Annotated in this window: 19 protein-coding genes and 1 other RNA gene; 2 read left to right on the top strand and 18 right to left on the bottom strand. The window is 61.4% G+C overall.

Translation table 11 applies throughout. From position 1 onward, the window contains the following. Positions 1–149 precede the first annotated feature (149 nt). The 15 genes from ftsA to rnpB form a co-directional block, all read right to left on the bottom strand. A complete protein-coding gene (gene ftsA, locus VGU61_RS11695) occupies positions 150–1,382 on the bottom strand; it encodes a cell division protein FtsA (RefSeq protein WP_326859303.1) in 1,233 nt (410 codons plus the stop codon). Between the two features lie 10 nt (positions 1,383–1,392). Continuing rightward, entirely contained in the window at positions 1,393–2,160 is a 768-nt protein-coding gene (locus tag VGU61_RS11700; RefSeq protein WP_326859304.1) for a cell division protein FtsQ/DivIB, read from the bottom strand. A gap of 20 nt (positions 2,161–2,180) precedes the next feature. Beyond that, the gene (locus VGU61_RS11705; RefSeq protein WP_326859305.1) at positions 2,181–3,152 is read right to left on the bottom strand and encodes a D-alanine--D-alanine ligase; all 972 of its coding nucleotides are present in this window, start codon (positions 3,150–3,152) and stop codon (positions 2,181–2,183) included. A 66-nt stretch (positions 3,153–3,218) separates the two neighbouring features. Continuing rightward, the gene (murC, locus tag VGU61_RS11710; RefSeq protein ID WP_326859306.1) at positions 3,219–4,607 is read right to left on the bottom strand and encodes a UDP-N-acetylmuramate--L-alanine ligase; all 1,389 of its coding nucleotides are present in this window, start codon (positions 4,605–4,607) and stop codon (positions 3,219–3,221) included. Then, entirely contained in the window at positions 4,607–5,692 is a 1,086-nt protein-coding gene (murG, locus tag VGU61_RS11715; RefSeq protein WP_326859307.1) for an undecaprenyldiphospho-muramoylpentapeptide beta-N-acetylglucosaminyltransferase, read from the bottom strand. The genes murC and murG overlap by 1 nt, the downstream gene beginning before the upstream one ends. Next, the gene (ftsW, locus tag VGU61_RS11720) at positions 5,689–6,894 is read right to left on the bottom strand and encodes a putative lipid II flippase FtsW (RefSeq protein WP_326859308.1); all 1,206 of its coding nucleotides are present in this window, start codon (positions 6,892–6,894) and stop codon (positions 5,689–5,691) included. The genes murG and ftsW overlap by 4 nt, the downstream gene beginning before the upstream one ends. Beyond that, on the bottom strand, positions 6,891–8,393 hold the full coding sequence (gene murD, locus VGU61_RS11725; RefSeq protein ID WP_326859309.1) for a UDP-N-acetylmuramoyl-L-alanine--D-glutamate ligase: 1,503 nt from the start codon (positions 8,391–8,393) through the stop codon (positions 6,891–6,893). The genes ftsW and murD overlap by 4 nt, the downstream gene beginning before the upstream one ends. Beyond that, the gene (gene mraY / locus VGU61_RS11730) at positions 8,393–9,562 is read right to left on the bottom strand and encodes a phospho-N-acetylmuramoyl-pentapeptide-transferase (RefSeq protein WP_326859310.1); all 1,170 of its coding nucleotides are present in this window, start codon (positions 9,560–9,562) and stop codon (positions 8,393–8,395) included. Before mraY ends, murD begins: the two co-directional genes overlap by 1 nt. A gap of 1 nt (position 9,563) precedes the next feature. Then, positions 9,564–10,967: a UDP-N-acetylmuramoyl-tripeptide--D-alanyl-D-alanine ligase gene (locus VGU61_RS11735; protein ID WP_326859311.1), complete on the bottom strand. Its 1,404-nt coding sequence runs from the start codon at positions 10,965–10,967 to the stop codon at positions 9,564–9,566. Further along, a complete protein-coding gene (locus VGU61_RS11740; protein ID WP_326859312.1) occupies positions 10,967–12,523 on the bottom strand; it encodes a UDP-N-acetylmuramoyl-L-alanyl-D-glutamate--2,6-diaminopimelate ligase in 1,557 nt (518 codons plus the stop codon). The genes VGU61_RS11735 and VGU61_RS11740 overlap by 1 nt, the downstream gene beginning before the upstream one ends. Continuing rightward, positions 12,523–14,280 carry a penicillin-binding protein 2 gene (locus VGU61_RS11745; RefSeq protein ID WP_326859313.1) on the bottom strand — a complete coding sequence of 586 codons (1,758 nt, stop codon included), beginning with the start codon at positions 14,278–14,280 and terminating at the stop codon, positions 12,523–12,525. The genes VGU61_RS11740 and VGU61_RS11745 overlap by 1 nt, the downstream gene beginning before the upstream one ends. Further along, positions 14,280–14,552 carry a cell division protein FtsL gene (gene ftsL / locus VGU61_RS11750; RefSeq protein WP_326859314.1) on the bottom strand — a complete coding sequence of 91 codons (273 nt, stop codon included), beginning with the start codon at positions 14,550–14,552 and terminating at the stop codon, positions 14,280–14,282. Before ftsL ends, VGU61_RS11745 begins: the two co-directional genes overlap by 1 nt. Further along, positions 14,549–15,511: a 16S rRNA (cytosine(1402)-N(4))-methyltransferase RsmH gene (rsmH, locus tag VGU61_RS11755; protein ID WP_326859315.1), complete on the bottom strand. Its 963-nt coding sequence runs from the start codon at positions 15,509–15,511 to the stop codon at positions 14,549–14,551. The genes ftsL and rsmH overlap by 4 nt, the downstream gene beginning before the upstream one ends. A 6-nt stretch (positions 15,512–15,517) precedes the next feature. After that, positions 15,518–15,946: a division/cell wall cluster transcriptional repressor MraZ gene (mraZ, locus tag VGU61_RS11760; RefSeq protein ID WP_326859316.1), complete on the bottom strand. Its 429-nt coding sequence runs from the start codon at positions 15,944–15,946 to the stop codon at positions 15,518–15,520. 777 nt (positions 15,947–16,723) lie between these two features. Continuing rightward, an RNA gene (gene rnpB, locus VGU61_RS11765) (RNase P RNA component class A) lies at positions 16,724–17,100 on the bottom strand. Between the two features lie 75 nt (positions 17,101–17,175). Between rnpB and VGU61_RS11770 the strand changes: the two genes are divergently transcribed. Beyond that, positions 17,176–18,885 carry a thiamine pyrophosphate-binding protein gene (locus tag VGU61_RS11770; protein WP_326859317.1) on the top strand — a complete coding sequence of 570 codons (1,710 nt, stop codon included), beginning with the start codon at positions 17,176–17,178 and terminating at the stop codon, positions 18,883–18,885. A 54-nt stretch (positions 18,886–18,939) separates the two neighbouring features. Here the strand turns inward: VGU61_RS11770 and VGU61_RS11775 are convergent, their stop codons facing one another. Continuing rightward, positions 18,940–19,095, bottom strand: coding sequence for a DUF2256 domain-containing protein (locus VGU61_RS11775; RefSeq protein ID WP_326859318.1), 156 nt, complete (start codon positions 19,093–19,095; stop codon positions 18,940–18,942). A gap of 35 nt (positions 19,096–19,130) precedes the next feature. Continuing rightward, a complete protein-coding gene (locus tag VGU61_RS11780; protein WP_326859319.1) occupies positions 19,131–21,227 on the bottom strand; it encodes a TonB-dependent receptor in 2,097 nt (698 codons plus the stop codon). A 330-nt stretch (positions 21,228–21,557) separates the two neighbouring features. Between VGU61_RS11780 and VGU61_RS11785 the strand changes: the two genes are divergently transcribed. After that, positions 21,558–21,995, top strand: coding sequence for a hypothetical protein (locus VGU61_RS11785; protein ID WP_326859320.1), 438 nt, complete (start codon positions 21,558–21,560; stop codon positions 21,993–21,995). A 68-nt stretch (positions 21,996–22,063) separates the two neighbouring features. Here VGU61_RS11785 and paaZ read toward each other — a convergent pair whose 3' ends face one another. Further along, positions 22,064–24,115: a phenylacetic acid degradation bifunctional protein PaaZ gene (paaZ, locus tag VGU61_RS11790; RefSeq protein WP_414691626.1), complete on the bottom strand. Its 2,052-nt coding sequence runs from the start codon at positions 24,113–24,115 to the stop codon at positions 22,064–22,066. Positions 24,116–24,244: the final 129 nt, after the last annotated feature.

A 24,244-nucleotide genomic window follows, 5' to 3' on the forward strand; every position in this document is an offset into this window, starting at 1 on the left:
AACTGCAAACTGCTGTTATTGACAAATTAAATTCATTCAAAAAATTACCAAGTTGTATTCCAAACCACTTCAGGGTCCTCTCCCCCTATCAGGGGGAAGGGGTCTTTCCTTTAACGATTTAACTTCTGTCGCTGCTGCCAATTGCAAAATCAAAAATTCCCCAGAAACCACTCCTTCATCCGCTGCCAGATCGCCTTCACCGAACCATCCTGGCGCGTGACGATATGACCGCGGAGATACTGCTTCTTTGCTTCCAACAATAAACCCAGTACCGTCGAGTACCGCGGACTGCGCACCACGTCCGCCAGCTGCCCGCTGTATTCCGGCACGCCCAGGCGCGCCGGTTTCAAAAAGATGTCTTCCGCCAGTTCCACCATGCCGGGCATCATCGCCGAGCCGCCGGTCAGCACGATGCCGGAGGACAGCACTTCTTCATAGCCCGACTCGCGCACCACTTGATGCACCAGCGCGAACAGCTCCTCGACGCGCGGCTCGATCACCGCCGCCAGCGCCTGGCGCGACAAGGTACGCGGACCGCGATCACCCAGTCCAGGCACTTCCAGGGTTTCACCCGGATCGGCGAGCACCTGCTTGCAGACGCCGTAGCGCAATTTGATCTCTTCCGCTTCGGCGGTCGGCGTGCGCAGCGCCATCGCGATGTCATTGGTGATCTGGTCGCCGGCGATCGGAATCACGGCCGTATGCCGGATCGCGCCTTCGGTGAAAATCGCAACATCGGTCGTGCCGCCGCCGATATCGATCAGCACCACACCGAGCTCTTTCTCGTCCGGTGTCAGCACCGCGTCGGCGGATGCCATCGGCTGCAGGATCAGGTCGGACACCTCAAGGCCGCAGCGGCGCACGCACTTGACAATGTTCTGCACAGCCGACACCGCACCGGTGACAATGTGCACTTTCACCTCCAGACGGATGCCGCTCATGCCGATCGGCTCGCGCACGTCTTCCTGGCTGTCGACGATGAATTCCTGAGGCACAGTGTGCAGCAGCTGCTGATCGGTCGGAATGTTGACCGCCTTTGCGGTCTCGATCACCCGGGCGACGTCGGTGGCCGTGACTTCCTTGTCCTTGATCGCGACCATGCCGCTCGAGTTGAAGCTGCGGATATGGCTGCCGGCGATACCGGTATAGACGTTGCGGATCTTGCAGTCGGCCATCAGCTCGGCTTCTTCCAGCGCGCGCTGTATCGATTCGACGGTCGCCTCGATATTGACCACCACGCCCTTCTTCAGGCCTTTTGATTCATGCTGACCGAGACCGATGACCTCATGCCGCCCGTTCGGCATGACTTCCGCCACCACCGCCACCACTTTCGATGTGCCGATGTCGAGGCCGACAATTAAATTCTTTGCGTCTTTTGTCATGTTTATCTGCTTACTTTTTTTTATGATCGAGTCCGAACGCCAGTCCCTGAGCCTTTAATGCAAAGCCATTCGGATAACGCATGTCCACACTTTCAATCCGGTCCTGCAGCCGTGCCACCAATTGCGGATAAATTCCGACGAGGCGATCCACCCGGTCCTTCAATGTCGTTTCGCTCTGTTCCCGCCCGAGTTCCACCGTGATGCCGTTGTCGAGCCGGATGCTCCATGCATAGCGGCCCGACAATTGCACCGACTGCGGCGCGAGCTTGACCGGCGCAAACCATTGCTGCAGGTCGCGATACCGCGCCACGACTTCCTTTTCGCTGCCTTCCGGTCCGGCGAATTCCAGCAATTCGCCGTCCTCCTCCGCTTCGGCGAGATTGGCGGTGAACACATCGCCTTTGACGGACAGCAACCGGCCGTCGTCACCCCAGGTTCCCAAGGGCTGATGTTCTTCGATCGTCACGATCAGCTCGTTCGGCCATTCCCGCCGAATCGCTGCCTTGCGCACCCATGGCACTGCCTCGAACGCCTGCCGCACCTGGTTCAGATTGACCGTAAAAAAGTTGCCCTTGATCCGTGGTACCGCGGTCGTTCGTACTGTCGACGGATTCACGTAACGCAAACCATCTTCCTGCGCGCTTTCGATGCGGATGGACTTCAGCGTGAACATCGGCCGCTGCGCAACCCACCAGATGCCGCTCGACAGCAGGCTGAGCGCCAGCAGGCCGAGCAAGGCATTGGTTGTTGCGTTGAGCATTCGAATGTCGTGCCACATGGTCAGTCAATCATCTTTCGTCAAACCGGCTTCCAATTTTCCGACTGCGCCAGGTCCAGATCGGCGGAGCGCAGAATCTCGACACACAGGTCTTCATAACTCACACCGGCAGCCTTCGCCGACATCGGCACAAGAGAATGTCCGGTCATGCCAGGCGAGGTATTGATTTCCAACAGGAATGGTTCATTGTCGGTTGCACGCAGCATGAAATCCACGCGCGCCCAGCCGGAACTGCCCAATGCGTTGTACGCACGCACCGCGAGCGACTGGATGCGCTTGGTCAGCCCTTCATCGAGCGGCGCGGGGCAAAGGTATTGCGTGTCGTCGCTGAAGTACTTGTTCTGGTAGTCGTAGTTGCCTTGCGGCGCGCGGATCTCGACGATCGGCAACGCGCGCGCGGTGCGGCCGGCGCCGAGCACCGGCACAGTCAACTCGCGGCCGGTGATGAATTCTTCGGCGAGCACGACGTCGTCGTACTTCGCGCAATGAACGAATCCTTCCTTCATCTCCGAGTAGCCGGTAACCTTGCTGATACCGATGGTGGAGCCCTCGTGCGGCGCCTTGAGCATCAGCGGCAGGCCGAGTTCGTCCGGCACGGCGCGCAGTTCCTCCGGCGTCGCCGCCTTGGAATCCAGGACCGCGAAGCGCGGCGTCGGCAGGCTGTGGCTGAGCCAGATGCGCTTGGTCATCACCTTATCCATGCCGATCGACGACGCCATGACGCCCGAACCGGTGTACGGGATGCCGAGCTGTTCCAGCACGCCTTGCAGGGTGCCGTCTTCACCATAGCGGCCATGCAATGCGATGAACACGCGGTCGAATTTTTCCGCGGCGAGTTCGGCGAGGCTGCGTTCCGCAGGATCGAACGGATGCGCATCAATGCCCTTGCTTTTCAGCGCCTTCAGAACGCCGCTGCCGGACATCAGCGATACTTCGCGCTCCGCTGAACGGCCGCCGAAGAGTACGCCTACTTTTCCGAAATTTTGTGTCATATCCGTTTCTCATCAATTACTACTTACCGGTTCCTTTCCCCTGCAAAGGGAGAAGGAACCTTTCCTTTATCTGTTCAACGCCGCCAGTTTGCCCGGCACCCCGCTGATCGATCCCGCACCCATCGTGATCACCACATCGCCGTCGCGTGCCATGTTCAAGATACTGTCGGGCATATCCGCAATGTCCTCCACGAAGATCGGTTCTACCTTGCCGACCACCCGCAGCGCATGCGCCATCGCGCGGCCGTCCGCGGCGACGATCGGCTGCTCGCCGGCGGCATAGACTTCCGCCAGCACCAGCGCATCGGCCGTCGACAGCACCTTGACGAAGTCCTCGAACAGGTCGCGTGTCCGGGTATAGCGATGCGGCTGGAACGCCAGCACGAGCCTGCGTCCGGGATACGCGCCACGTGCGGCGGCCAGCGTGGCGGCGGTCTCCACCGGATGATGTCCATAGTCGTCCACCAGGGTGAACGCACCGCCCCCTGGCAATTTGATATCGCCGTAGCGGGTGAACCGGCGGCCCACGCCATTGAATTCCATCAGCGCCTTCTGCGTCGCCCGGTCATCCACGCCGACTTCGCGCGCGATCGCGATCGCGGCGCAGGCGTTCTGTACGTTGTGCATGCCCGGCTGGTTCAAGCGCACTTCCATTGGCGGATAGTCATCCTGGAGCACGGTAAATACCATGTGACCGTCCACAGCCCTTGCATCCACCGCCCGCACCTGGGCTTCTTCGTGGAAGCCATAGGTAGTGATCGGCTTGGAAATGAAGGGCATGATTTCGCGCACGTTGGCGTCGTCGATGCACAGCATGGCCACCCCGTAGAACGGCAGGCGCTGCGTGAATTCAACGAAAGCCTGCTTCAGCTTGGCGAAGCTGTGATCATAGGTTTCCATATGATCAGCATCGATATTGGTGATCACTTCGATGCAGGGCGACAGGTTCAGAAACGAAGCATCCGACTCGTCCGCCTCTGCGACGATGAAGTCGCCGGCGCCGAGCTTCGCATTGGCGCCGGCACTGTTCAGGCGCCCGCCTATGACGAAGGTCGGATCGAGTCCGCCTTCCGCCAGTACGCTCGCCACCAGGCTGGTGGTCGTGGTCTTGCCGTGCGTGCCGGCAATGGCAATGCCCTGCTTCAGGCGCATCAATTCCGCCAGCATGATGGCGCGCGGCACGATCGGGATGCGACGCGCACGTGCGGCGATCACTTCCGGGTTGTCCGGCTTCACGGCGGTCGAGGTGACGATCGCATCGGCACCGTCGATGTGCTGGGCCGAATGGCCCAGGCTGACTTTCGCGCCCAGTTCCGCCAGACGCATCGTCGCGGCATTGCTGCCGAGATCGGAGCCGGAGACGGTATAGCCGAGGTTCAGCAGCACCTCCGCGATGCCGCTCATGCCGGAGCCGCCGATACCGACGAAATGGATGTTTTTAACTTTGTGTTTCATTAATGTCCGGCCAATTCTTCCAATATGTTTGCAATTGTTTCGTTCGCGTGTCGCCGCCCGAGTGCATGGGCGGCTTCCGCCATCGTCAGGCAGGCTTGCCGGTCCAGGGAACGCAGCATGGCTGCCAGGCGCTCGGCCGACAGTTCGCCTTGCGGCAGATGCACAGCCGCTTTTTGAGTGGCCATCCACTGCGCGTTGTCGCGCTGGTGGGATGTCGTGCTGGCGACGAACGGTACCAGCACGCTTGCAACGCCGGCGGCGGTGAGCTCCGACACGGTGATTGCACCGGCCCGGCAGATCACCAGGTCTGCCTCCGCGTAGCGGCGCGCCATGTCGTCGATGAAGTCCACGACTTCCGCATCCACCTGCGCATTGGCGTAGGCACTGCGCAGCGCGTCGATATGCTGCCGTCCCGATTGGTGCGTCACCACCGGCCGCTGCGCCGCCGGAAGTTGCGCCAATGCCGCAGGCACCGATTCGTTCAGCACCTTGGCGCCCAGGCTGCCGCCGACCACCAGGATGCGCAATGGGCCGCTGCGTCCGGCAAATCGCTGCGCGGGTGCGGGCAGGTTGCTGATCTCGGTGCGCACCGGGTTGCCGCTGACCATCGCTTTCGATGCCGCGCTGCCAAAGTCGCCCGGAAAGCCGAACAGCACCCTGCGAGCGAAAGGTGCCAGCGTCTTGTTGGACAAGAGCAATGCCGCATCCGCATTCACCAGCACCAGCGGCACGCCGCGCGCCTTCGCCATCATCCCGCCCGGCACGGTCACATAACCGCCCATGCCAAGCACGACGTCCGGCTTGCGGCGGCCGATGATGTTGAAGCAGGCGCCAATGCCGGCGGCGAGCTTCAGCGCGCCGCGTGCGGTATGGGCAAGTCCCTTGCCGCGCACGCCGGCGAAGTCGATCGAATCCATGTCGATCTTGTGCTTCGGCACGATGTCGCGTTCCATGCCGTGCTGCGTACCGAGCCAGGACACCTGCCAGCCGCGGGCCTGCATGGTTTGAGCGATAGCCAGTCCCGGGAAGATGTGCCCGCCGGTGCCCGCCGCCATGATCATCAATCGCTTGGTATTTGGCTTCATACCCGGCCTCCGCGCATCAGGATGCGATTCTCGTAGTCGATGCGCAGAAGAATCGCCAGGCCGACGCAATTGATCACGACGCCCGAGCCGCCATAGCTCATCAATGGCAAGGTCAAACCTTTGGTCGGTAACAGGCCGAGATTCACGCCCATGTTGATGAATGCCTGCACGCCGATCCAGATGCCGATGCCTTTCGCGGCGAGACCGGCGAAGGTGAGATCGAGTGCGATGGATTGACGGCCGATTTCAAACGCCCGCTTGATGATCCAGTAAAAGGCTGCCACCACCACCAGCACGCCGGCAAAACCGAGTTCCTCGCCGATCACCGCTAGCAGGAAGTCGGTGTGCGCCTCCGGCAGGTAATGCAATTTCTCGACACTGCCGCCGAGGCCGACACCGAACAGCTCGCCGCGTCCGAATGCGATCAGGGAATGCGAAAGCTGGTAGGCCTTTCCGAGCGCGTTCTCTTCTTCCCATGGATTCAGGTAGGCAAAGATACGCTCGCGCCGCCATGGCGACAGCAAAATCACCATGCTGAAGATGCCGACCAGCGTCGCGCCGATCCCGCCGAACCAGATGCCGTTGATGCCGCCAAGGAACAGGATGCCCATCGCGATGCAGACAATCACGCCGAAGGCGCCGAGGTCCGGTTCCAGCAGAAGCAGCAGGCCGACCACGCCGATCGCCACCGTCATCGGCAGGAAGCCCTTGGTGAGCTTGTGCATCACCTGCTGCTTGCGCACCGTATAGTCGGCGGCATACAGCACGACGAACAGCTTCATCATCTCCGAGGGCTGCAAATTGAAGACCTTGAACGACAGCCAGCGCTTCGCGCCGTTGACGCCCTTGCCGAGCCCGGGCACCAGCACCAGTACCAGCAGGACCATCGTGATGACGAACAGGTGAGGCGCGTAGCGCTGCCATGTTTCGATCTTGATCCTGAACGCCAGCAGGCCGGCACCGATGGCTACGGTGACGAACAATGCCTGACGAACCAGAAAATGCGAATTTTTGTAGTTCGCATATTTCGGCGAATCCGGCAGGGAGATCGATGCCGAGTACACCATCACCATGCCGAACAGCATCAGCAGCAACACGACCCAGGCCAGCGGCTGATCGTATTCCATCATCTTGGAACGTTGCCCCGTGCCGCGGGCGAGCGGCGGTGTCGAAGCTGAAAAGAGAGGCAGGGTGAACTTCATGCGATTACCTCGCCACGGGACAACGCGAGCTCACGCACCGCTTCCACGAATACCTGCGCACGATGTTCATAGTTGCGGAACATGTCCAAGCTCGCGCAGGCGGGCGATAGCAGTACCGCATCGCCTGGCTGCGCCAGCTCGGCTGCCTTGGCCACCGCTTGTTCGAGTGTCGCGCAATCCACCAGATCCACGCCGGACGACGCCACTGACGCGCGTATCGCCGGCGCATCCTTGCCGATCAGCAGCACGGCGCGCACGAATTTCGCGACCGGCTCCAGCAGGGGCGAGAAATCCTGTCCTTTGCCTTCGCCGCCGGCGATGAGCACGAGGCGTCCGCCGCCGCTCTGACCGAGTCCGTTCAGGGCGGCGACGGTTGCGCCGACGTTGGTGCCTTTGCTGTCGTCGTAATAATCCACGCCACCGACATTGGCAATCATTTCCACCCTGTGCGGCTCGCCGCGATAGTCACGCAGGCCGTGCAGGAGGCGCGCCATCGGCAAGCCGATCGCCCGGCACAGTGCGAGCGCGGCCAGCGCGTTGACCGCATTGTGACGGCCGCGGATCTGCAGTGCATCCGCCGGCATCAGGCGGTTTACGTTGACCGGCACTTCGACTATTTCCTTCTTGCGGCGCCTCGGCTGTTCGCCTTCTTCCGACACGACGGCGACAGACAGCCATTGCATGCCGTTTTCATCGACCAGCCCGAGGCAGTCCGGCTGTGAAGGCTCGTCCGATCCGAATGTCACCAAGGGCAGCAGCGGTGATGCCATCTGCATCACGCGGGCGTCGTCGCGATTCAGGACGCGCACGGTCTGCGCACCGAAGATGCGAGCCTTGTCGGCGGCATATGCGTCCATGTCGCCGTGCCAGTCGAGGTGATCCTGGGTGACGTTCAACACCGTTGCCGCGTCGCTTTGCAGGCTGAAGGTGGTGTGCAGCTGGAAGCTGGACAGCTCCAGCACCCATGCCTGCGGCAAGTCGTCGCTGTCCAGCGCCGTGCGCAGTACGTCGAGCGCCGCCGGGCTGATATTGCCGGCCACCTGCACCGTCAAACCCGCGCGCCTGCACAACAGCCCGGTCAGGCTGGTCACCGTGGTCTTGCCGTTGGTACCGGTAATCGCGATGACTTTCGGTGTATAGCCGCGCTCCTCGCGCAATGCGGACAGCGCCTGCGCGAACAATTCGATTTCTCCCCATACCGGGATATTCTTTTCCTGCGCCGCCGGCAGCAATGCCGCGAGGTCGCGTCCGGGCGCAAGCCCGGGGCTCACGGCGACGAAATCAATGCCGTCGAGCAGAGGCGGACCGAATGCGCCGCCGACGAATTCCAGCTCCGGCGTCGTCGCCTGCAGCGCGTTACGCAACTCCCCCAGTCGGGCAGGCTCGGCACGCGTATCGGCCACGCGCAGGGCCGCGCCGCAGCGCGCCAGCCATAGCGCCATGGCCATGCCGGATTCGCCGAGCCCCAGAACGAGAACGTGTTTGCCTTGGTAGTTCATCAGCGCAGCTTCAGAGTCGAGAGACCAAACAGCACCAGCATCATGGTGATGATCCAGAACCGGACCACGACCTTCGTTTCCTTCCATCCCTTCTGTTCAAAATGATGATGCAGCGGCGCCATCAGCAGGATGCGGCGTCCGACGCCATAGCGTTTCTTCGTGTACTTGAAGTAGCCGACCTGCAGCATCACCGACAGAGTCTCGACCACGAAGATGCCGCCCATGATGAACAGCACGACTTCCTGGCGCACGATCACCGCGATCGTGCCGAGCGCGCCGCCCAGCGCCAGCGCGCCGACGTCGCCCATGAAGACCTGGGCGGGATGCGCATTGAACCAGAGGAAGGCGAGTCCCGCACCGGCCATCGCGCCGCAGAAGATGAGCAGTTCGGCAGCGCCGGGAATATATGGGATCAGCAGATACTTCGAGAAGACTGCGCTGCCTGTCAGGTAGGCGAACAGGCCAAGTGCAGTTCCCACCATGACCGTCGGCATGATCGCCAGTCCGTCAAGGCCGTCGGTGAGGTTGACCGCGTTGGATGTGCCGACGATCACCAGGTAGGTCAGCAGGATGAAGCCCCAAACGCCGAGCGGATAACTGATGGTTTTGAAGAACGGCACGATGAAGTCCGCCTTCGGGGGCAGGTCGATGTTGAAGCCCGACTGTACCCATTCGATGAAAAGGCCGAGCACCTCCGTGTTGGTCGGCGCGGAAACCGAGAACGCGAGGTAGATCGCGGCGGCGATGCCGATCAGCGACTGCCAGAAATACTTCTCCTTGGATGACATGCCGTCCGGGTTCTTGTAGACCACCTTGCGGTAATCGTCGACCCAGCCGATGGCGCCATAGCCGAGCGTCACGACGAGCACCACCCAGATGAAGCGGTTGCTCCAGTCGGACCACAGCAGTGTGGCGATGCCGATGGATAGAAGAATCAGCGCGCCGCCCATGGTCGGCGTGCCGGTCTTGATCAAATGGGTCTGCGGTCCGTTGGTGCGAACTGCCTGACCGACCTTCAGCCTGGTCAGCATGCGGATCACCGCCGGGCCGGCGATGAGGCCGATCCCGAGCGCAGTCAATGTCGCAAACACCGCGCGGAAGGTGATGAAGTTGAAGACCCGGAGAGGCCCCACTTCCTGTTGAAAATATTGTGCCAACCAAAGCAGCATGTTAATGGGTTTCCTGTACTTGTCCGGATGAATCGGGAGTCACGAGATGCTGGACCACCCGCTCCATTTTCATGAAGCGCGAGCCTTTCACCAGCACCGTCGTGTTCGGTTGAGTGCCTGCTTCCACTGCCTGATTCAGTAACCCGATGTCATCGAAATGCTTCGCGCCTCCGCCGAATGCACCGGACGCATGACGCGCCAGCTGGCCGAGGGTGAAAAGCTGTTCGATGCCGCGCTGCCGTGCATAGTCGCCGATCTCTTCATGGAATTGCGGGCCTTCGTCGCCCACCTCTCCCATGTCGCCCAGCACCAGCATGCGGGGCGCCGCCGTATTCGATAACACATCGATCGCCGCCCGAACCGAGTCGGGATTGGCGTTGTAGGTATCATCGATGACAAGCGCGCCATTCTTTGCGGTCTTGCGCTGCAGCCGGCCGTTGACCGGCGCGAATGCCTGCAGACCTCGGATTACTGCCTCCTGCGGAATACCGATCGCCAGCGTGCATGCTGTTGCCGCGAGTGCATTGCGCACATTGTGCTCACCCGCCGCGGACAGCTTCACCTGGAAATGTTTCCCGCAGGCAGTAATGGACAGATCACTGCCGAAATCGTTCACTCGAAAAGTACAGGTCACATCCGCGTCCGCAGATAGACCAAATGTCATGCTCCGGCGCTGCCCGGCATAGGCGCGCCATAGTGTTGTGTAAGGGTCATCCGACGGATACACCGCGATGCCGTCCGCCGCCAGACCTTGTATGACCGCACCGTTTTCCTTCGCGACCGCCTCCACGCTTTCCATGAATTCCTGGTGTTCGCGCTGTGCATTATTGACCAGGCCGACAACAGGCTGCGCGATGCCCGCGAGCGTGGCGATCTCGCCCGGATGATTCATGCCGAGCTCGATCACCGCCGCCTTCAGGTTGGCTTCGAGACGGAATACGGTCAGCGGCACGCCGATGTCGTTATTCAGATTGCCGCGTGTGGCAAGAATGTTCTCTTCGCCAAAGGCCGCCTTGAGGATGGAGGCAATCATTTCCTTGACGGTGGTCTTGCCGTTGCTGCCGGTGACACCGATAACGGGCAAATCAAACCGCTGCCGCCATCCGCGTGCCAGCTCTCCCAATGCAACGCGGGTATCCGGCACCACCAGTGCCGACACCGTCAATCCTTGCGGAACACGCTCCACCATCACGGCGGCTACTCCATTCGCCGCCACTTCCTGCAGAAAGTCATGCGCGTCGAACCGCTCGCCGCGCAGTGCGACGAACAGGCTGGACGGCGCGACGCTGCGACTGTCGGTGGACACGCCGTCGAATGCCGCGTTTGCCGCATCCCCCTTCGCCGCATCCCCTTGTATCGCGGCATTGACAATCCATGGCTGGATATCAGCCAAAGACAACTTCATTAACTATTCCCCTTCATTGTTGCTCTTGCGGCCAAGGCGAGTGCTGCATGGTCCGCGTCCAGAAACGGCAATTTTTTGCCTTTTATCTCTTGGTAAGGTTCGTGGCCTTTGCCGGCCAGAAGAACCACATCCGGTTTTGCCGCGTGACGTACCGCCCACAGGATGGCGGCGGCACGGTCTTCAATCACCAGCGGTGCAGCTGTCGCCATGCGTTTGGCATCGATACCGTTCACGATCTGGGCCAGTATTTCCGCCGGCTCCTCGTTGCGCGGATTATCGCTGGTCACGATGATATGGTCCGCCGCCTCCGATGCGGCGCCCATCTGTGGCCGCTTGCCCGGATCGCGATCGCCGCCGCATCCAAATACGCACCACAACTGCCCTCCCCGCTGTTGCGCAACCAGCCGCAGCGTCGCGAGCGTCTTTTCCAGAGCATCCGGCGTATGTGCATAATCGATCACCACCAGTGGCGCATCCTGCCCCCCAACCTGCTCCATGCGTCCCGGCACCGCGGTGAGCGCTTCCACCGCATCGACCGCCGCCTTCAACGCAATTCCTTTAGCCAGCAGCACACCGAGTATGCCGAGCACATTGCTGACGTTGAACTGACCGACCATGCGTGTCTTGACCAACGCCTCGCCGAAGGGCGACGCGAGATGGAAAGCCGTGCCGGCATGGTTGCTGCGGATATCGCTGGCATGCAGGCATGGGACGCTCCCTTCTGTGCGGCCTTCAAGGCTATAGCCGGTCAGGCCGAGTTGCGGGCATGATTGAATCAACCGCTGCATTTGCCGCCGCCCCATCGCATCGTCGAGATTGATCACCGCATGCTTGAGGCCGGGCCAGTCGAACAGGATCGCCTTGGCAGCTTCGTAGGCGGCCATGTCGCCGTGATAGTCGAGATGATCACGGGTGAAATTGGTGAAAAGCGCCACATCGATATGCAAACCATTCAGGCGCCCCTGCTCCAGCCCGATCGAAGAAGCCTCGATTGCCAGTGCTTTTGCTCCCTCGGTTCGCAACGATGCCAGCCTGCGCTGCAGCAGCACGGCATCGGGCGTGGTGTAACCGGTGCTGCTGAAGCCGTCATGGCCGCCGCGCCGGAACATTGCGACGCCCAGCGTCCCCACCACGGCGGTCGGCTCGCCAAGCTGCGACAACAGCGCGCCCAGCCAGTGGCTGCAGGATGTTTTGCCATTGGTGCCGGTGACGGCAACGGAAAACATATCGGTGTCGGGCTGATCGTAATAGGCATTTGCGACAAAGCCGGCAATCGTTTTCAGATCCGGCACCGCGAGATGCGGCACCGTCCACCCGGCGTCCCAGTTGAAGCCGGCGGCCTCGTAGATCACCGCCTTTGCGCCTCGCGCGATCGCCTGCGAAATATAGTCGCGGCCGTCGGCGGTTTCGCCCGGATAGGCAATGAATACATCGCCTCCGCCGATGCTGCGGGAGTCCGAGGAAAGCTGCGCCGAAGGCACCGCCGCATGCAGCCATGCGAGGATGTCGGCGATACCCGCGCCGCCGCTTCCGGCATTTGATGTGTGCGCACGCATCACAGGCTCTCCTTCAGTTCAACCGGAGGAATGATGATGTCGGTCACTGACGAATCGGGAGCGACATTCATCGCACGCAAGGCGTTGGCGACGACCGCCGAAAAGATCGGCGCCGCCACCTGGCCGCCGTAATGCATGCCGTTGGATGGCTCGTCAACCATGACGGCGACAATGATCCGCGGATCGGATACCGGCGCGAAGCCGACAAAGGAAGATACATATTTATTCGCATACTGGCCGCCCACGAGCTTGTGCGCGGTACCGGTCTTGCCTGCCACCCGGTAACCGGGAACTTGCGCCTTGGGTGCCGTTCCTTCCGGGCCGGCAGCCATTTCCAGCATGGCGCGCACGCTGCGCGCGGTCTTTTCGGATATTACCCGCTGCCCCGCCGGCGGTGCATCCACCTTCATCAGCGACGTCGGAATCATGTCGCCGTCGCGGGCAAAAATGAGATAGGAGCGCGCCATCTGAATCAGCGATGTCGAGATGCCGTGGCCGTAGCTCATCGTCGCCTGTTCGATGGGCTTCCAAGATTTGTGCGGGCGCACCCGGCCGGCCACTGCGCCCGGGAAGTCCAGCTTCGGCGCCTGGCCGAAACCGACCGTGGTGAACAGTTCCCACATCTGCTCCGGCTTCATCTGCAGCGCGAGCTTGGCGGTACCGACGTTGGATGATTTTTCCAGTACCTGCGACACCGTCAGCATGCCATGCGGATGCGCATCGCCGATGGTTGCCCGACCGATTGTGATGCGGCCCGGCGCGGTCTGGATATTCGTCTGCGGCGTCACCAGCTTGTTTTCCAATGCCAGTGCGATGGCGAACGGCTTCATGGTCGAGCCCGGCTCGAAGGTATCGGTCAACACGCGGTTGCGCAACTGCGCGCCGGTCAGCCGGCCGCGATCATTGGGGTTGTAAGTCGGCAGATTGCTCAGCGCCAGCACCTCGCCGGTCTTCGCGTCCAGCACGACAATGCCGGCCGCCTTTGCCTTGTGCTTTTCGACCGCTTCTTTCAGATGCGAATAGGCGATGTACTGAATCTTGCGGTCGATCGACAGCCTCAGGTCCTTGCCGTCATGCGGATGGCGCACCGATTCGATGTCCTCGACGATGCGTCCGAGCCGGTCCTTGATCACGCGGCGGCTGCCGTTGGTACCAGCCAGGCTGCTCTGGAACGCGAGCTCCATGCCTTCCTGGCCCTTATCCTCGACGTTGGTGAAACCGACGATGTGCGCCATCACCTCGCCCTCGGGGTAGTAGCGCTTGTATTCCTTCTTGGTAGAAATACCCGGGATGCCGAGCTTCATTATTTTGTCCGCCACATCCGGCTCGACCTGCCGCTTCAGATAGACGAAGGTCTTGTCCGAGTCCAGCTTCTTGCGCAGGTCGCGCTCGCTCATCTCGAGCAGCCTGGCCATTTGCCGCAGCTTGTCATCCGACGTGCCGGTCACGTCTTCGGGAATCGCCCAGATCGCCTTTACGGGCAACGACGACGCCAGCATCTGGCCGTTGCGGTCGGTGATCCGCCCGCGCGTGGCAGGCAGCTCCAGCGTGCGCGCATAGCGCGACTCGCCTTGCTTCTGGAGGAATTCGGTGGAGATGCCCTGCAGCCAGAGCGCCCGTCCGGCGAGCGCGGCGAATGCGGCGAACATCGTGAACAGCACGACGCGCGAGCGCCATACCGGAAGCTTTACGGCCAGCACCGGGCTGGCGCTGAACTGCACTCCCCTGGCGGCGGCGGTACGTGATGCGGCGCGCATTACTTCACTCCCGGTGTAAGGTACTGCGTACGGTCAGGTGTGACAGTCAACATATTAAGATCACGTCGCGCATTCGATTCGATGCGCGCATGTTTGCCGAAGGTGGATTGGTCGAGCTGCAGCTGCGCCCACTCGAGGTCGAGCTGCTTGGCTGCGGATTGCGCCCGTTCGAGTTCGATGAAAAGCCGGCGTGCCTGGTATTGCGCATTCACCAGCGATAGCGCGCACAGGACCAGCATCGCGGTCAGCACGACGTTCATGCGACCGATCATTGCACGGCTCCGGAAGCGATACGTTCAGCCACCCGCATGATGGCCGAACGCGCCCGCGGATTGACGGCGATTTCCGCATCCGACGGCTTCATCTTGGACAGCAGCTTCAACTCGGGTTGCGGCAGGTCGACCGCACGAATCGGCAGTCGACGGTCTGGCTGCGGCGCGTTGGCCTTGGATGCCATGTAGCGCTTGACGATGCGGTCTTCCAGTGAATGAAAGCTGATCACAGCCAGTCTCCCGTGAGGGGCCAAATGTCGAAACGCCGCGTCGAGTCCTACTTCGAGTTCTTCAAGCTCCTGATTGATGAAAATCCGGATAGCCTGAAAGGTGCGAGTGGCCGGGTCCTTGCCCTTCTCGCGGGTTTTGACGGCGTGTGCCACGATCTCGGCAAGCTGTCGTGTGGTTGAAATTGGCGCGACTGCTCTGCGAGCTGCAATCGCCTTTGCAATCTGAAAAGCATACCGTTCTTCCCCATAATCCTTTATCACCTTTGCGATGTCATGTTCGGCCGCGGTTGCAAGCCATTCCGCTGCAGACATCCCGCGCGTCGTATCCATGCGCATGTCCAGCGGGCCATCGAGTCGAAAACTGAATCCTCTTGCGGCCTCGTCCACCTGCGGCGACGAAATGCCCAAGTCCATCAAAATGCCTTGCACCTGCTTTACACCCCGCTCCGCCAATGCCTGTTCAAGTGTCGCGAAGCTGTTGTGCACGATGTCAAACCGCTCGTCCGGCATCGATTTCGCAGTGGCCACCGCCTGGGGATCCTTGTCGAACGAGATCAGTCGTCCGCGCTCACCCAGATGGGCCAATATCCTGCGGCTATGCCCGCCGCGGCCGAAGGTGGCGTCGACAAAGATTCCGTCGGCGCGCGGCCCTTCGATCGCCAGCGCATCCACCGCCTCTTCCAGCAACACCGTACGGTGCTGCAATTCCTGCACCGCTTCTGAATTCATGGCGGGCTAGAAGGAAAAATTGCTTAAAACATCAGGCATGCCGTCGGCAACCGCCTGCGCCTCGCTTTCGGCCAGCTTCGCGGCATCCCAGATCTCGAAATGGCTACCCATGCCGAGCAGCATCACGTCACGCGTCAGGCCGACTGCGTTGCGCAGCTCGGGAGCGATCAGGATGCGGCCGGCCGAGTCCATTTCGACATCGGATGCATTGCCAAGGAAAATGCGCTGCCAGGCCCGGGCCGACATCGGCCAGGCGGCAATTTGTTCACGATGGCTTTCCCAAACGGGACGGGGGAAGAAGAGCAGGCAGCCGTGCGGGTGCTTGGTCAGGGTGACACGGCCCTCGCACTGGACCGTCAGGGCGTCACGATGCTTGGCAGGGATGGACATCCTTCCCTTTGCATCGAGATTTAATGATGACGCCCCTTGAAACACCCTGAGTATCCTCGCATCCGCTGTTTTTAGTTGTCTTGGTGAATCGCGTGAATGCTGTTTTGCTTGGTTTTTATCCCACAAAACTACACTTTTTCACACTTCCACCCACTTTAGAGGATGCGGAATTTGCGGTCAAGTAATATCAGAGGCAACAAATGAGGATTTTTTCAATGAACTCAAAGACTTAGCGAATTTCACTCAAGCAAATTAAAACACGAAATCTGATTCAAATTAAGGACTTAGGAAATAGTCTCAAAGTTACTCCTGAGCTATATACATGTATATAGCCGGAGAAATATGCCGATTCTGTCAATTGGACGGAGCGCGAAATTCCCACACATGACCGCCCTAGTGGTCACTTACTTATAAAAATCGGCAGAAGAAACTTGGACTGGAGCAACACATGAGGGTTCAAACCCAATCGGGGAATTAGGCTTGCGCGAAGGAAATTCCGGTTAGCTGAAACGGACCAAGAACGAGCGGGAAAGAGAGGGATATATGCAGACGCAGATGACAAAGCGTCACGGCAGGAAAGGAAAAAGCCTGTTGGTCGTGGGATGAAACTTTGGAAGCGGGAAAGCAAATCCGGACGCGCAACGAACTACATGGCGGCCGCCGATGTTGCGTCTGTCCGGGTAGGCAATCCTCCACAATTTCACGATTTCCCATCCCACGGCCAACAGGCTCTGGCAGGATTCACTTTAACGTCATGCCGGCGAATGCACGTTGAGTTAACTCAACGGCAAGGTCTGCTCCGCTGCATGCGGTGCGGAATATAAGTGAAGCAAGCCGATAGGCCGGATTCTGTTACGACGCTTGCGCCGAAGCACTCGCGTTATGACAGCCATTCCTCTAGGCCGTGAATTGCCCCACGGCTCAAGCTTTCTACCCGCACGCTCCGCGAGCAGCATCAATGCGTGCCTATTTGAAATTGCTCCGGGTGGAGGTTACCGCGTTTCACCCTTTGTGACGCAGGAGCGGCTTTCGCCCTCCCTTGTCCCAAAGACTCGTCTCTGTGGCCCTATTCCGCGCCTTATACCGGGGCAATTACGCCCCGGCTTTCAACGTACGGCCGTTAGCCGTCACCCTGCTCTATGGAGTCCGGACCTTCCTCCCGCCATCTCGCGATGGCCAGCGGCTGTCTGGCTTGCTTCGGCCACCATTGTCGCACAGCGATGCGAAAATGCGATTTCTGTTAACGTATCGGTTTTGCCTTGCGCGGTGACTCCATGACCGAACCACGAAACGGCGGCCGTATTCTGGTCGATGCATTACTTACTCACGGCGTCGATATCGCCTTCGGCGTTCCCGGCGAAAGCTACCTCGCGGTGCTGGATGCGCTGCATGATGCGCCCATCAGTTTCATCACCAACCGCCAGGAAGGCGGCGCCGCATTCATGGCGGACGCCTACGGCAAAATGACCGGTAAACCCGGCATCTGCTTCGTCACCCGTGGCCCCGGTGCCACCAATGCATCGATCGGCGTGCACACCGCGTTCCAGGATTCCACGCCGATGATTCTTTTCATCGGTCAGGTCGGCAACGATTTCGTCGAGCGTGAAGCCTTCCAGGAGATCGATTACCGGCGCATGTTCGGACAGATGGCGAAATGGGTCGCCCAGATCGACCGCGCGGACCGTATCCCGGAATACATCGCCCGGGCATTCCAGACCGCCACCAGCGGCCGCCCCGGCCCGGTTGTGCTCGCCCTGCCCGAGGACATGTTGAGCGCGACCGCGCAGACCGCCGATGCGCGCCCTTACCGGCCGGTGCAGGCGGCACCGTCGGCAGCGCAGATCGAGACCGTCCGCGACATGCTTAGTGCGGCAAAACGTCCGGTCGTCATTCTGGGTGGAGGCGGTTGGGACCCCAGCGCATGCGACGATATCCGCCGCTTCGCCGAATCCAATCAATTGCCGGTTGCATGCGCCTTCCGTTTCCAGGATCTGCTCGACAACCAGCATCCGCATTACATCGGCGATGTCGGCATCGGCATCAGCCCGAAGCTGGCGGCACGTATTAAAGCATCCGACCTGATCCTTGCGATCGGGCCGCGCCTGGGCGAAATGACCACCGGCGGCTACACGCTGATCGACGCACCCTCGCCGGCGCAGCGCCTTGTGCATGTGCACAGCGGCGCCGAGGAACTAGGCAAGGTCTATCAGGCAGAACTGATGATTAATAGCGGCATGCCGCAGATCGCCGCCGCCCTGGCGGCCATGCCGGCAGTCGATGCAACCCCATGGCATGGTACGGTCGCCGAAGCGCGTGCCGAGTACGACGCATGGCAGGCGGAACCGCCGATCTTCAAGAACGCCGATGTGCCGCTCAATTTATGGCAGGTGGTGAAGACACTGCAGGCAGAATTGCCGGCGGATACCATTCTCACCAACGGCGCCGGCAACTTCGCCACCTGGGCGCATCGTTTCTGGCGCTACGGCGGTTTCCGCACCCAGTTGGCACCGACCTCTGGCGCAATGGGTTACGGCGTGCCGGCGGCGGTGGGAGCCAGCGTGATCGCCCAGCATCACGGCAGGCCGCGCACCGTGCTGAACTTCGCCGGCGACGGCGATTTCCTCATGAACGGGCAGGAACTCGCAACGGCGGTGCAGTACCGCGCCGGTGTGCTGTTCATCGTCTTCAACAACGGAATGTACGGCACCATCCGCATGCACCAGGAGCGTGAATATCCCGCCCGCGAATCCGCCACGCGGCTGCACAACCCCGATTTCGCGGCGCTGGCGCGGGCTTACGGCGCGCATGGGGCTGCCGTGGACACGACGGAAGAGTTCGGATCAGCCCTGCGCGAGGCGCTTTCGCACATCGCATCCAGCGGAATGCCGGCATTGATTGAATTGCGTTACGACGGCAATCTGATCACGCCGAATGCGACGCTGGAGACGATACGGAAGGCGGCACAGCAACGTACCGTCGCCTGAGACAAAGCGGCTCTTATCAAGGCAGGCGGGTGTCGTTTCGGATTCCAGGGGCAATCATTTCGCGTTTTTTCGGCAGCGCTCGGAACAGTATTTCACTTCGTTCCAATTCTTTGCCCATTTGCGTCGCCACGTCATCGGCAGGCCGCAAGTTGCACAGGGCTTGCTGGGCAGGGTGGATTTATTGCCGGGATGAGGCGGGCGGTCGGGCATGAACGTATGGTTTGCTTTTGCTGAGTTAGGGGCCGCTAAAACATCGTACGCAATCCCACAAACACCCGCCTTCCCGGGGCCGGCTCAAAAAAGCGCCGGTTCGCCTCGTTGACGATTACCGACCCGGCGTAGTTCCTGTCCAGCAGATTATCGATGCGCCCATACAGGTACATCTTCGCGCCGCCCATCCTGAACTCGTACCCGGCGCGGGCGTTGAACACCGCATAGCCTGGCGCCGCCTCGGCGTTGGCGTCGTTCACATATACCTTGCTTTCGGTGCGCATTTCCAGCGCCATCGTGACGGCGTCGGCCGGCTTTACCTCGACGTCGGCAAACAGGCTGTGCTTCGGCGCGCCCGGAAGGCGATTACCTGCAGGTATCGTCCCGGCCGGATTGGTGTAACCGGTCCTGAATTCGGCATCGAGCAGGGTGTAGGCGACACGCGTGCTCACGGTCTTCCAGTCTGCCTTCCATGACGCCTCGATGCCGCGCCGCTGGACGCGTCCGGCATTCTGGAACGTCGCACGCCCGCCGCTCGATCGGGACACGATTTCATCCCGGCTGCGGCTATCGAACAGTGCGGCGTCGATGGTATGGCGGCCGTGGCGCATCTTCATGCTGATCTCGCTTTGCAGGCTGCGCGACGGGTTTAATGCGAAGTTGGGACCGGGCAGGCCATCCGGGCGATAGGCAGATTCCGCCAGTGTCGGCGTTTCAAAACCCTCGCCGACATTACCGTAGATATTCATCGTGTCGCTGACGCTCCAGACCAGGCCGGCGACCGGGCTGGTGTTGTTGTACTCGACACTGCCGCTGGTGCTGGCAGCCGGAGGATTGAAGCGGTCGTCCACCGAAAAACGCACTTTGCTCACCCTCAGCCCGGCCAGCGCACGCCATTGCGGCGCGAAGGTCCAGTCGAGCTGCCCGAAGAGATCGGTGTTCGTCGCGGTGTCGTCTTCGTCCCGCCTCAGCGCGCCGCTTTCTCCCATGACGTTGTCGAACCCCCTGCGTATCTCCTTCAGCCGGTCGGCTTCGATGCCGACGGTCCAGCCGAAGGGCATCCGGTTCACCCGGGTCTTGCGGGTCCAGCTCAGGCCGACGCCGCCATAGCTGCGGTCGAGGTTGACCACGCCATTCGTCATGAACGCAAGCTTCTGGTCGACGTCGCGTTCACCGGCATAGATGCGGGCATTCAGTCTGTCTTCCGGCGACAGCCGGTGATCGATCACGATGCCGGCCTGTTGCTGTTCGACGGTCTTGCGGGTATTGAAGGCAATCGCGGCAGGTATCACCTGCCGGGGATTCTGCTCGAAAGCGGCCCGGGTGAGGCCGAGCGGATCCAGCGCCAGCGGCTGGTCGAAGCGGTTGAACACGCCGGTCAGCGTCGTGTCCGGCGATGGACGGGCGACGATCTTGGCGTTGACCTGCGTGCGTTCGGCGGCACTGTGGTCACGGTATCCGTCGGTGCGGTAGCGGGATACGTCCAGCAAACCACCCAGGGTGTCGTTGCCGCCGGCAACCGACACGCTGTAGTGGCGTTGGCCGTCGGATCCGGCGCCTGCGGAAAGGCCGAATTCCGGCTTGCCCGTCACAGGCGGGTCCTTGGTGAAAACCTGCAGCACCCCGCCGGCGGCATTCCCGTACAACTGCGCAACGGGACCACGCAGAAGCTCGATGCGGCTGGCGGACGTCAGGCTGGCCGTCGATGCCTGCCCCTGCCCATCGGGCATCGTCGCCGGGATGCCATCGATGAGAATACGCACGCCACGTACGCCGAAGGTGGAGCGTGCCCCGAATCCCCGCACCGACAGTTGCAGATCCTGCGCATAGTTCTGCCGCTCGCGCACCTGCACGCCGGGCACCGCCGACAACAGCTCGGACATGTTCACCAGCGGCGAGCCGGTCTGGAAAGGATGGACCTGCACCGCATCGATCGCGGCCGGCGCGTCGAAGCGCTGTTGTTCCGAACGGCTGGCGCTGACTACCACTTCCTCCAGTTGCCTGTTGTTGTCCTCCTGCGCCGATACGACAGGCGGCAACAGCATTCCGGCGCAAATGATCGGCACCATTCGCGACAGGGCGAGCGGATTGTGACGGAGAGCAGGGTTGCGCGGTTTGATTCGGTTCTGCATGAAGATGTCCGATGGCGGAAAACTGTTTTGACGGATGGCCAGGGTGATGGCGCTTGCCGGCTGCTGCTGGTGATAGAGGTTGCAAATTGGAACACAGACGGAATCCGATGTTGCGATCTTCATCAAGCTTGATGGCTTGCGGACCTGGATAAGCTGCTTTGGCGAAGCGAAATACCGGGCGAGAGGGATCAAGCCTTGCCTTCCCGAACAGTCGGACGGCGGGAATGTTGCCAGGCAGATGCAAATAGCACAAACGCTGTAAGGATTTGGTAACAGGAATGGAAAAAACGGTGTTTTTACCCTACATTGTGAAGATCACAGGAGCAGATCATGAAACGCCATTTTCCCCGTTTTGCAGTGCTTTTCGCCGTTGGCGCGGCGGCTTTTGCGGCAATGCCAGCCCAGGCGGGCGGCAATGTGCAATGGTCGGTGTCGGTCGGCTCTCCCGGCTACTACGCCCCTCCCCCTGCCGTGGTGTATCGGTATGCGCCCCCGGTGGTGGTCTACCAGCAGCCGGCGCCCGGCTACTACTATGCGCCGCCGGTATCCAATTCGATCGAATCGAACTTCCAGTACGGTCCGCCGCCGACGGTGTATGTCCCGCCGCCGACAGTGACCTATGTGCCGCCGCAGGTGCATCACCATAACCACTGGCGCGAACATCGCCGGGTGGAACAGTACCCGCGGCAGGAGTACCGGGGACATTCCCATGGCCAGCATGGCGGCGGATACGGCTCCCGGCACGGTTCCGGGTATTACTCCCGCTGAACGGCCAGCGCGGCGCCTGAACGTTGTCGACGGTCCGGCACGCTGCCTGACCGTCGAACAAGTAACGATCAGGCCCGCTTCGACACCAGCGTCAGGATGTCATAGCTCGCCACCAGCTCACCGTTCTGGTTTGTCACCGCCACATCCCACGCAACCACCCCCTGCCCTACCCCTTTCGGATCCTTCCTGCGACGGTCGATCTTGCGCTTGCAGGTCAATCGCGCCTGTATCGTGTCGCCGATGCCGACCGGCTTGACGAAACGCAGCGTGTCGAGACCATAGTTCGCCAGCACCGGCCCGGGCGCCGGTGAAACGAACAGGCCGGCGGCGGCCGACAGCACGAAGTAGCCGTGCGCGATGCGCTTGCCGAACTGGGTTTCCCTCGCGGCGATCTCGTCGAAGTGCATGTAGAAGTAATCGCCGGACAAGCCGCCGAAAGCGACGATGTCGGCTTCGGTCACCGTGCGGCGATGCGTGAGCAGCGAATCGCCGACCTGCAGGTCATCGAAGTGGCGGCGGAACGGATGGATTTCCGATTCGTTGATCGCCGCGCCGCGCAGATATTCACCGGTCACCGCCATCAGCATCGTCGGCGATCCCTGCACTGCAGTGCGCTGCAGGTAATGCGTCACGGCGCGCAATCCGCCCAGTTCCTCGCCGCCGCCGGCGCGTCCCGGGCCACCATGCTTGAGCGCAGGAAGGGGCGAACCGTGGCCGGTGGATTCGGCGGCAGCTTCGCGATCGAGGACCAGGATGCGGCCGTGATGCATCGCCGCGACCGGCACCGCCTTTGCGGCAATCTTCGGATCGCGGGTGAAGAGTGAGCCGACGAGGCTGCCACGTCCCTTGGCGGCGAGAGCCAATGCCTCATCGATATCACCGTATGGCATCAGCGTGCTGACCGGGCCGAACGCCTCGACGTCATGCACCTTGTCATTACCAAAGGCGTCGCGGCACAGCAGCAGGGTCGGCGCGAAGAATGCGCCTTCGCCGACTCCGTCACCCACCGGGTTGAAACCGTCCTTCGCCCCGAACACCACCTCGTTGCCCTGCGACAGCAGCGCCACGCGCTCCGCCACATCGGCCTGCTGCGCCTGCGAGGCCAGCGCGCCCATCTTCACGCCTTCGCGCGACGGATCGCCGATCACGGTTTTCGCCAGGCGCTCGCGCAGGCGCTGCGCGACCGCATCGAGATGCTGGTGCGGCACGATGGCGCGGCGGATGGCGGTGCATTTCTGCCCGGCCTTGATGGTCATCTCGCGCACGACCTCTTTCACGAACAGATCGAACTCCTCATCGTCCGGCGTCACATCCGGCGCGAGGATCGCGCAGTTGAGCGAATCCGCTTCGGCATTGAACGGGATGGATTGCCGGATCAGGTTCGGATGCGCACGCAGCTTCGCCGCCGTATCGGCCGAGCCGGTGAAGGTCACCACGTCCGAACCTTCCAGGCGGTCCAGCAGGTCGCCCGTGCCGCCGATGACGAGTTGCAGGCTGCCTTCCGGGATGATGCCGGATTCCTGCACCATGCGAACCATTGCCTCGGTCAGATAGCTGGTCGCGGTTGCCGGCTTGGCGATGCAGGGCATGCCGGCGAGGAAGGTTGGGGCGAATTTTTCCAGCAGGCCCCAGACAGGGAAATTGAACGCATTGATATGCACCGCCACGCCGCCGCGCGGAACAAGGATGTGGGTGCCGAAGAACTTGCCCTGCTTGCCGAGTTGGACCGGCGGCCCCTCATGCAGCACATTGCCCGACGGCAGCTCGTTCGATCCCATGCCGGCATAGGCATGCAGCGTGCCTGTGCCGCCTTCGATGTCGATCCAGCTATCGGCGCGGGTTGCGCCGGTGTGATGCGAGATCGTGTACAGCTGCTCCTTGCGCTCCGCAAGATATCCGGCAAGCGCCTTCAGGCGGGCCGCCCGCTCCTGGAAATCCATCGCCATCAATGCCGGAATGCCCTTGCGCCGCGCATGCATGAGCGCCTCGCCGAAGTCGATGGCTTCCGCATGGGTGTGGGCAACGATACGGCCGTTGATCGCGCTCGCCAGCGGCTGGGCCGCCTGGGCGCCGATCCAGCGTCCGCCGATGTAGCTTTGCAAGGTGGGCATGGTGGTCATGGGAGTCTCCTCTAGTAATGTCAATGTGACTGGGACGGCTGAAAATGTTTTGCTGCCTATGCAGTAGAAATGTCATTCCCGTGAAGACGGAATCCAGGGATGCACTGGCGACGCGATTGAGTACGGTGG

The sequence above is a fragment of the Noviherbaspirillum sp. genome (genome assembly GCF_035944575.1).
Classification (GTDB): domain Bacteria; phylum Pseudomonadota; class Gammaproteobacteria; order Burkholderiales; family Burkholderiaceae_D; genus Noviherbaspirillum.

Coding starts and splice junctions, on each gene's coding strand:
- ftsA (WP_326859303.1), bottom strand. CDS start 1,382: ATGACAAAAGACGCAAAGAATTTAATTGTCGGCCTCGACATCGGCACA.
- VGU61_RS11700 (WP_326859304.1), bottom strand. CDS start 2,160: ATGTGGCACGACATTCGAATGCTCAACGCAACAACCAATGCCTTGCTC.
- VGU61_RS11705 (WP_326859305.1), bottom strand. CDS start 3,152: ATGACACAAAATTTCGGAAAAGTAGGCGTACTCTTCGGCGGCCGTTCA.
- murC (WP_326859306.1), bottom strand. CDS start 4,607: ATGAAACACAAAGTTAAAAACATCCATTTCGTCGGTATCGGCGGCTCC.
- murG (WP_326859307.1), bottom strand. CDS start 5,692: ATGAAGCCAAATACCAAGCGATTGATGATCATGGCGGCGGGCACCGGC.
- ftsW (WP_326859308.1), bottom strand. CDS start 6,894: ATGAAGTTCACCCTGCCTCTCTTTTCAGCTTCGACACCGCCGCTCGCC.
- murD (WP_326859309.1), bottom strand. CDS start 8,393: ATGAACTACCAAGGCAAACACGTTCTCGTTCTGGGGCTCGGCGAATCC.
- mraY (WP_326859310.1), bottom strand. CDS start 9,562: ATGCTGCTTTGGTTGGCACAATATTTTCAACAGGAAGTGGGGCCTCTC.
- VGU61_RS11735 (WP_326859311.1), bottom strand. CDS start 10,967: ATGAAGTTGTCTTTGGCTGATATCCAGCCATGGATTGTCAATGCCGCG.
- VGU61_RS11740 (WP_326859312.1), bottom strand. CDS start 12,523: ATGCGTGCGCACACATCAAATGCCGGAAGCGGCGGCGCGGGTATCGCC.
- VGU61_RS11745 (WP_326859313.1), bottom strand. CDS start 14,280: ATGCGCGCCGCATCACGTACCGCCGCCGCCAGGGGAGTGCAGTTCAGC.
- ftsL (WP_326859314.1), bottom strand. CDS start 14,552: ATGATCGGTCGCATGAACGTCGTGCTGACCGCGATGCTGGTCCTGTGC.
- rsmH (WP_326859315.1), bottom strand. CDS start 15,511: ATGAATTCAGAAGCGGTGCAGGAATTGCAGCACCGTACGGTGTTGCTG.
- VGU61_RS11770 (WP_326859317.1), top strand. CDS start 17,176: ATGACCGAACCACGAAACGGCGGCCGTATTCTGGTCGATGCATTACTT.
- VGU61_RS11775 (WP_326859318.1), bottom strand. CDS start 19,095: ATGCCCGACCGCCCGCCTCATCCCGGCAATAAATCCACCCTGCCCAGC.
- VGU61_RS11780 (WP_326859319.1), bottom strand. CDS start 21,227: ATGCAGAACCGAATCAAACCGCGCAACCCTGCTCTCCGTCACAATCCG.
- VGU61_RS11785 (WP_326859320.1), top strand. CDS start 21,558: ATGAAACGCCATTTTCCCCGTTTTGCAGTGCTTTTCGCCGTTGGCGCG.
- paaZ (WP_414691626.1), bottom strand. CDS start 24,115: ATGACCACCATGCCCACCTTGCAAAGCTACATCGGCGGACGCTGGATC.